Origin of the sequence: uncultured Tateyamaria sp. (assembly GCF_947503045.1) — a bacterium.
Classification (GTDB): Bacteria; Pseudomonadota; Alphaproteobacteria; order Rhodobacterales; family Rhodobacteraceae; genus Tateyamaria.
Window position 1 is genome coordinate 140,701 of sequence record NZ_CANNCF010000006.1, and the last position, 8,751, is coordinate 149,451.

The window sequence follows — 8,751 nt, forward strand, 5'->3', positions numbered from 1 at the left end:
GTCAGAGGGGGCACATAGACCATATGTGCGCCCGCGAAAAGGACTGAAACGCCTAGCGGTAGGCGACCAGCTGCCCCTTGCGGCTGACCAAATAGAGGGTCTGGCCCGCCACAACCGGTGCGGTCGAGGCGCCGCCCGGGATCTCGGTCGTGCCGGTCAGCCCGCCCGAAACGGGATCAAAGCTGCGCAGCACACCATCCGACGAGGCCACGATGATCCGCCCACCGGCGAGGATGGGGCCATGATGGGCAAAGACTTCGGACTGGCGACTGGGCCTGCTGGCCACATAGTTGGGCAGTTTAACGCCCCAGATGCGGCTGCCATCGCTGGCATCCAGCCGCAACAATTCGTTGCGGTCACTGACCAGAAACACGCTGCCGGCAACCGGCAGGACCGTGTCCACGGCCCCTTCGTTTGCGGTCCAGATGCGCCCGCCACTGCCTGCGTTCATTGCCACGGTGCGCCCGGACTGGTTGCCCGCATAGATCACGCCGTCCACGGCAATGGGCCGCCCGGTCACGTCATCGAACTTCGACAGGGCCCGGCCCTTGCGCTCGCCCAGCACGGACGCATCCCAGCGGCGCAAACCGCCCTGACGGAACACCGCCTGCATCTCGCCTGAGCCAAAAGAGAACACCGTCAGCCCGTCCACAACGATGGGCGCAGGCGCACCCAGCACGTTTGTGGGGCTTTCCGAGGCAGAGACCTGCCATTCCACGCGCCCATTGGTCTTGTTAAGCGCCCAGCCGGTGTCATCCCCGGCCATGATATAGACCAGATCGCCAAACACCGTGGGGCGGCCAGAGCCTGTGGCCTCAAGGTTCTGCACCCAGATCGTGCGCCCGGTCGAGGCCTCGAGTGCTGTCAGCGCGCCAAAGCCGCTGGAAATATACAAAACGTCGCCATCCACGGCGAGGCCGCCACCCGTGGCATCACCCGACTCCGCCCCGTCGGGCAGCACATCGCGCTGCCACAGGATCGCGCCAGAGGTCGACACGGCTGTGACCGTGGTCTCTGCATCCAGCGTAAAAACGCGGCCCCCCGACACGACGGGGTCGGCCACAATGCGGTGCTTGCGGTTGTCCCCGGCGCCGATGTTGACGGCGAACACCTGTGTCAGGTTCGCATTCAGGCTTGGGTGATCGGTGCGGAAGTTCTGTGTGCCAAAGCTTTGGGCCGCCTCGGCATTGGCAACCTGTGCGGGCAGCTGGATAGCGCGGGCAGCATCCGCAACGGCTGTCGCCTCTTCGGTGCCCGCCGATGGCGACTGGGTCAGAACCGAATCCACCGCCTCGCGCTGGCCGGGCAGGATGACCTGACGTTCCTGACAGGCACTCAGCAGGGCCACACCGACCAGGCCGAGGCCCGCCAATGTGCCTTTTGAAACGAAACGCTGCAGATTGATCTGTCTGACTGCCGTGCCGCGTGTCATGCCTGTGCCCTTATCCTTCATCGGCGGTCTCGGTGGCCTGTGGCGCGCCGCCCAAAGCCACCATTGCCTGTAGGGCACGCCGTTGCAAGCCTGAGGTCACTTCGGCGTCGTCCATGATGGCCTGAAATCTGGTTAGCGCAGCGTCAGTATCGCCCTCTTCGATGTCGAGCAGGGCCAGCTGTTCTTCGGCCAGCAGACGCAGGCGGACACCGGGCACGGCCAATGCGTCAAACCCGGCGCGGCGCTGTTCGATATCAAGCGTGTCAGCCTGCAGGATCAGCGCCTTGAACGCGGCGACCTGACGATAGATCAGCGGCACTTCGCCATTCCCGGACACAACCTGCAGCGTCTGCGCGGCCTCTTCGGTCTGGCCCGCTTCGGCCTGCGCCCCTGCTGTCAGAAAGGCCAGAACCGCCTCGCCCTGCGGTGTTTCGGCAGAGACGTCGGCGAGTGCGCCCGCGCGGGCCACATCATCATTGCGCGACAGCGCCTCAAGCATCGCATCCCCAAGGGCCTGCGCCTTGGCGACCTCCTGAGCCTGACGGTATTCGTTATACCCCGCGGCCCCCACGATGGCGACGATGGCAAGGGCGGCAACCCAGCCATATTTGCGCAGGTAGCCATAGAGGCGGTCCCGCCGCACTTCTTCGTTGACTTCATCAATGAAACTATCGGTGTCGCTCACGCCCGGCGCTCCCCAGTATTTCGGCGCATTGTGCCCACGCCCGCCTCGTTTTCGCGCTCCTCTTACCGCGCCCGCGCGCCCAAGCCAAGAGCGACAAAGCCCCCTCTTCTGCCACTCATTTCGGCAGGATTGCGAAATTTGACGAAAAAAAGTAATCTGAACTGGTTAGTTTAGTCGTAAAGGACCATATATCGGGGTGAATCGCGTGCCATCGCACGTAAGTCACCCTGACGGAGAGCAAAGATGCGGGTTGTATCGTTTATTCTGGCCATACTGGTTGCGGCAGGCTTGTACCTGTGGGTGATCGAGCGGGATTCGACGCTTGCCTTCCTTGCCGAGCGCTCCGGTGGCGATGCAACCGAGACAGAGGCAGAAGAGACAGCGGAGACCGAAGAGGCCGTCGAAGAAGATGTCTTTGACCCCGACGCGCTGATCAAGGTTGTGGCCGTCAAATCCATCGCCCGCGAGATCGACAGCGCCGTGATCCTGCGCGGCCAGACCGAGGCCAAGCGTCAGGTCGACGTGCGCGCCGAGACATCTTCGACCGTGGTGTCGCCTCCCCTGCGCAAGGGCGCGTTCATCGAAGAAGACCAGTTGCTGTGCGAACTCTCGCCCGGCACCCGCGACTCGGCCCTGAACGAAGCGCGCGCGGGTCTGGCCGAAGCCATCGCCAGCAAGATCGAAGCGGAAAGCCGCGTGCCCGAGGCCGAAAGCCGTGTGGTCGAGGCGCAGGCCCGCATCGACGAGGCCCTCGTGAACCAGAACGCGGCTCGCCGCCTGAGCGAAGGTGGCTTTGCCGCTGAAACCCGCGTGAAGGCTGCGGATGCGAGCCTGGCTGCCGCGCAGGCCGCGCTTCAGGGGGCCAAATCAAGCGTCTCGGCGGCGACCGCAGGGCTGCAATCGGCAGACGCGCGCATCGAAAGCGCCGCCGCCGCCGTCGCCACCGCAGAAAAGGAACTCGAACGGCTCGAAATCCGCGCGCCCTTCGCGGGCCTTCTGGAAAGCGACACCGCCGAGTTGGGTAGCCTGCTGCAGCCCGGTGATCTCTGCGCCACCGTGATCCAGCTCGACCCCATCAAACTGGTGGCCTTTGTGCCCGAAACCGAAATCAGCCGCGTGAGCGTCGGCGCCATGGCGCGCGCCGAACTGGCCGCAGGGGGCAGCGAAATCGGCGGGGCGGTCACCTTCCTGTCGCGCTCCTCCGATCCGACCACCCGCACCTTCCGCGTCGAAATCGAAGTGCCCAACGCCGATCTCGCCATCCGGGACGGGCAGACGGCGGAAATCCTGATCTCTGCACCGGGGTCCAGCGCGCACCTGCTGCCATCGTCCGCACTGACGCTGAACGCGGACGGGCAATTGGGCCTGCGCACCATTGACGATGACAGCAACGTGGTCTTTGTGCCCGTTGAGGTGCTGCGCGACACCACCCAAGGGGTGTGGCTGACCGGGCTGCCGGATCAGGCGGACGTGATTGTCGTCGGTCAGGAATTCGTCACCGCAGGCGTCAAGGTCGCCCCAACCTTTCAGGAGCAAACCCAATGACCGGAATCGTTGACTGGGCCGCCTCCCGTGCGCGGATGGTGGTGGCGTTTATCATCCTGTCCCTGACCGTCGGCACAGTGGCCTATATCAGCCTGCCCAAAGAGGGTGAGCCCGACATCGAAATCCCGACCCTCGTGATCTCGGTCCCCTTCCCCGGCATTTCGGCCGCGGACTCCGAGACGTTGCTGGTCAAGCCGATGGAAACCGAACTGGCCGACCTTGACGGGCTGAACAAGATGACGGCGACGGCGGCCGAAGGCTATGCCAATGTCGTGCTTGAATTCGAATTCGGCTGGAACAAGACGCAGGTCATGGCCGATGTGCGTGACGCCATGGACGGCGCAGAGGCTGAATTCCCCGCCGGGTTCGAGGCCTACACGCTGGACGAATTCAACTTTTCCGAATTCCCGATCATCATCGTCAACCTGACAGGCCCTGTCCCCGAACGCACAATCACACGCGTTGCCAAAGAGTTGCAAGACGATCTCGAAGCCATGGATGCCGTCCTTGAGGCCAGCATCGTGGGCAGCCGCGACGAGATGGTCGAGGTCATCATCGACCCATTGCGCCTTGAGGCCTACAACGTCACCGCAGGCGAATTGATCACCGTGGTGCAGAACAACAACCAACTGATCGCCGCGGGCGAAATCGAGACCGATCAGGGTGCCTTTGCGGTCAAGATCCCCTCCTCTTTTGACGAGGTCAGCGACATCTACAACCTGCCGGTCAAGACCAATGGCGACCGCGTGGTCACCCTTGGCGATCTGGCGCAGATCAACCTGACGTTCGAGGACCGGTTGTCCACCGCCCGTTTCAACGGCAATGACACGGTTGCCCTGCAAGTGGTCAAGCGCAAGGGCTTCAACCTGATCGACACCGCCACTGCGGTGAAAGAACTGGTGGATGATCGCTCTGGCGAGTGGCCCGAAGGGCTGAAGGCCGCCGTCGATGTCGGCACCTCCAATGACCAAAGCCGCGAAGTCGCCTCGATGGTGGCCCAGCTCCAAGGCTCGGTCTTTACCGCCATCGCGCTGGTGATGATCGTCTCGCTCGCCGCCCTTGGCCCGCGCGCCTCACTGCTGGTTGGCTTTGCCATTCCGACCTCGTTCCTTTTGTGTTTCGTGCTGCTGGCGATCATGGGCATTTCGATATCGAACATCGTCATGTTTGGGCTGATCCTGTCCGTGGGGATGCTGGTGGACGGCGCCATCGTGGTGGTCGAATATGCCGACAAGCGCCAACAGGAAGGTGCCGGGCCGATGCAGTCCTACGTGGATGCGGCCAAGCGCATGTTCTGGCCCGTCGTCTCCTCGACCGCGACCACGCTTTGCGCGTTCCTGCCCATGCTGTTCTGGCCCGGTGTGCCGGGCGAGTTCATGGGCATGCTGCCGGTCACACTGATCTTCGTTCTGTCCGCCTCGCTGATCGTGGCGTTGATCTATCTGCCGGTGATGGGCGGAGTGCTGGGGCGGATCACCAGCGCCATTTCCTCCAACAGCGGCAGCATCGCCCGCCTGCCCATGCTCGCCCATCTCATGCTGTTCCCCCTCGCCATTGCGCTGTTGGCCGGGCTGGGCCTGTTGCCTGTGCTGCAAGGCGCCATCAAGGGTGAATTTGCGACCATGGATCAGCGGGACACCTTTGGATCGGTGTTGCCGACCTTCCTCACCGTCTTCGGCATCGCCTTTGGGATGCTGGCGATTGTCGGGTTTGCCATAGGCGGCCTCATGCTGGCATTTCTTGCGGCAAGCGCGCTGTGCGTCCGTCTGGGCTGGGCCGGTATCTGGGCAGGTCGGCGGGTATTCGGGTCAGGCAACGCTCGGGTCAAATCCGGCTACCAGCGCTCGGGCTTTGGCTATTTCATCCAAGGGATCGTGGGTAACCCACTGATGCCCATCGCGATGCTCGCGGTTGTCTTTGTCTTTGTCGGCACCACCCTCATCTACTTCATCAACAACAACCGCGGCGTCGAATTCTTTGTCGAGACCGAGGCCGAGCAGGCCATCGTCTACGTGCTTGCGCGCGGCAACCTGTCCCTCGATGAAAAAGACGCCCTGCTGCGTCAGGCCGAGGACGTCGTGACAAGCCATCCCGGCATCCGCAGCGCCTTTGCCTTTGCCGGCAATGGCGGTCTGAACGCCAACACCGGCGGGGCCAACGCCCCGCGCGACGCCATCGGACAGATCCAGCTCGAAACCATCCCTTGGCAGGAACGCCCCGAAGCGACCGAGCCATGGTTCACCATTCCGCTGCTTGGCTACACCGTCACCCGCGAGATCAAGGCGCATGAATTCGACGGCGACACCGTGATGGAAGAGATCGGCGAACAACTCGCCCTGATCCCCGGTGTGCGCACCGAGGCCCTTGCGCTGTCGCAGGGCCCGGCCAACGGCAAGCCCGTGCATCTGCGCATCAAGGGCAACGAATGGGCCGACCTGATGGTCGCCGCCGGTGTTGCGCGCGCCGCCTTTGAACGCACCCCCGGCCTGCTCAATATGGAAGACACCCGCCCCCTGCCCGGCATCGACTGGCAGATCGACGTGGATGTCGAAAAAGCGGGCCGTTTTGGCGCGGATGTCGCCACCGTCGGGGCCATGGTGCAACTGGTCACGCGCGGCATTCTGCTTGATACGATGCGCGTGGACACCTCGGATGAGGAAATCGAAATCCGCGTCCGCCTGCCGGAAAAAGACCGCGTGCTGTCCACCCTCGACACGCTCAAGGTGCGCACAGGCGACGGCCTCGTGCCCCTGGCCAACTTCATCACCCGCACGCCCGTGGCCGAACTCGCCCAGATCAACCGGGTCGATCAAGTCCGCTATTTCGACGTGAAGGCCGACGTGCTGGATGGCTTGCAAAAGCTGGTCATGACCGAAGAGGTCGACGGCGAAGAGGTCGACGTGATCGCCGCCACCCTGCGCCCCTCGGCCAGTGGGTCGATCACGTCCGAGGACGGCACCACTTACGCCGTGCTGTCGCTTGACGAGACCGGCAAGGGCGTGAACCTGCAAGAGGCGCTCGACGCGGGCGATCTGCGCATGGTGCCCATCAACCCGAACGAGCGGATTGCAGAGCTGACCAAATGGCTCGACACCGGCCCCTTCGGCGCGGGGATCGAGACGGAATGGACCGGCGATCAAGAGGATCAGGCCGAATCCGGCGCCTTCCTCCAGCAGGCCTTCCTTGGCGCACTGGGGCTGATGTTCATCATTCTGCTGGCGCAATTCAACAGCGTTTACAACGCGCTGCTGGTGCTGGGGGCCGTGGTCCTGTCCACGGCGGGTGTGCTGATCGGGATGATGGTGATGGATCAGGCCTTCTCGATCATCATGACCGGCACGGGCATCGTGGCGCTGGCCGGGATCGTCGTGAACAACAACATCGTGCTGATCGACACCTATCAGGAATATGAGAAATACATGCCCCGGATCGAGGCGATCATCCGCACCGCCCAGGACCGCATCCGCCCCGTTCTGCTGACCACCATCACCACGATGGCCGGTCTGGCGCCGATGATGTTCGGCCTGTCGCTCGATTTCGGCGGTGGCGGCTACACGGTCGACAGCCCTACCGCTCTGTGGTGGAAGCAACTGGCCACGGCCGTGGTATTCGGCCTCGGCATCGCGACGGTGCTGACCCTGATCGTGACGCCATCGCTGCTGGCCATGCGGGTGTGGATCGTGACCTACGCCATGTGGCTCAGCCAGCTTCTGGCCAAACTGTCGCTGGGGCGCGCCAGCAAAGCCGCCCGCGACTGGTCGCTGTCGCGCCAGACCAGCAAAATGCAAAGCCGCGAACTGGTCTGGGATTTCGACGACGAACCGGGCCCGGCGGTCGAGCAGCCGGAACTGCCCTTCGCCAACACCCCGCCCCTGAAAGCGGCAGAGTGATCAAAGCGTCGGATGGGCAATCTGCCCATCCTTTTCCATGGCAGCCGCCAGTTCGGCGCGTGTTCACCACAAAGTCCCTAAAACGGGCCAAAACACCACTCTGCTGCAGCGGCACCAAAGACCGCAGCCCAAAGCCATCGAACACCCCATTTGTCCACATCAAGACTATTTGAGAACCGACGAGGTCTGATCGGCGCTTGTGCGCCAAAGAAAGCAGTTGCGCGAAAGGAGTAGCGCAGAGACTGGAGGCCGTGCCTCGCACGCGCCTTACGGATCAAGCCCAATTCAGCCGTAAGTATCATACCGCATCTTTCGGAAAACGTTCTCGACCTTCAGCATCATTTTGCCAGCGGCGCTTGCCAGTTTACGGCGGGCAAAGACCGAGGTTTCCAGCGCATCAACCGCGGCGTCCGCAACCGCAGAATCCAGCTTCTTGACCACATATTCCGCTTCCAGCGTCTTCAGGTTCTTCACGAACGCCTTTGAATTCCCGTACAACGTGGCACAATTGACGATGGCCTTGACCTCCTGCCCGAGCCCCGTTGTCGATTTCGTATCAACCTCAATGCAATGTTTCGTCATTTCCTCCGCGATCTTCTTGCTTTCGCGTTTGGGCTGAATATCCGACCTGATCTTTTTGTAGGCCTTCCACTTGTCGCGCTTTACCCGGCGCAGGGACTTCAGCTTGCTCAAGGTCGCGAGGTCTGCCGCGATCAGGCTGGTCAGATCCTTCGACATGGTTTCGATCTTCACGATCAGATCATCCATCTCCTTGCGGCTCATCACCGGCAACATGACCTTGTCGCCCGGGCGGATGTGGCCGACCTTGCCGTAGGCTTTCTTGAGATGCGCGTTGTAGCTTTTCTGGTAGACGACCTTCCAGTCCTTGGAGTCGAGACCGGCGCGTTTCATGATCCCGATCATGCCCTCGCCCTTCTTGACTTCATGTTCCACAAGAAACTTCATGCCACGCCTCCGAGTGCTTCGTTACGTGCGGGTGCTATGCATTGCATACACCACGCAACCCAAAGCACCAAACCGCCGGCAAAACCCATGTCGGATGGGTCACTTTTTTTTATCCCTTGAGTGACGAAGAGCCAATTCGCTGCACGCTGCTCGAATGTCTTCTGTGGGTGGCTCCTGCATTGCAAGAGTTTTTTAGCGATTTTCGCGGTCGTTTCGTCAGTACTGTCGTCTGT

At 62.4% G+C, this 8,751-nt stretch carries 5 protein-coding genes; 2 read left to right on the top strand and 3 right to left on the bottom strand.

Translation table 11 applies throughout. The features are described 5' to 3' along the window. Positions 1 to 52: 52 nt before the first annotated feature. On the bottom strand, positions 53 to 1,432 hold the full coding sequence (locus Q1A89_RS20945; RefSeq protein ID WP_299733243.1) for a PQQ-like beta-propeller repeat protein: 1,380 nt from the start codon (positions 1,430 to 1,432) through the stop codon (positions 53 to 55). 10 nt (positions 1,433 to 1,442) lie between these two features. Then, positions 1,443 to 2,117: a tetratricopeptide repeat protein gene (locus tag Q1A89_RS20950; protein ID WP_299733246.1), complete on the bottom strand. Its 675-nt coding sequence runs from the start codon at positions 2,115 to 2,117 to the stop codon at positions 1,443 to 1,445. Positions 2,118 to 2,360: 243 nt separating this feature from the next. On the opposite strand from Q1A89_RS20950, the gene Q1A89_RS20955 reads away from it, so the two are divergent. Both Q1A89_RS20955 and Q1A89_RS20960 read left to right on the top strand, forming a co-directional pair. After that, positions 2,361 to 3,662 carry an efflux RND transporter periplasmic adaptor subunit gene (locus Q1A89_RS20955; protein WP_299733249.1) on the top strand — a complete coding sequence of 434 codons (1,302 nt, stop codon included), beginning with the start codon at positions 2,361 to 2,363 and terminating at the stop codon, positions 3,660 to 3,662. Beyond that, a complete protein-coding gene (locus tag Q1A89_RS20960) occupies positions 3,659 to 7,552 on the top strand; it encodes an efflux RND transporter permease subunit (protein ID WP_299733252.1) in 3,894 nt (1,297 codons plus the stop codon). The genes Q1A89_RS20955 and Q1A89_RS20960 overlap by 4 nt, the downstream gene beginning before the upstream one ends. Before the next feature lie 285 nt (positions 7,553 to 7,837). Here the strand turns inward: Q1A89_RS20960 and Q1A89_RS20965 are convergent, their stop codons facing one another. Further along, the gene (locus Q1A89_RS20965) at positions 7,838 to 8,518 is read right to left on the bottom strand and encodes a hypothetical protein (RefSeq protein ID WP_299733255.1); all 681 of its coding nucleotides are present in this window, start codon (positions 8,516 to 8,518) and stop codon (positions 7,838 to 7,840) included. Positions 8,519 to 8,751 lie beyond the last annotated feature (233 nt).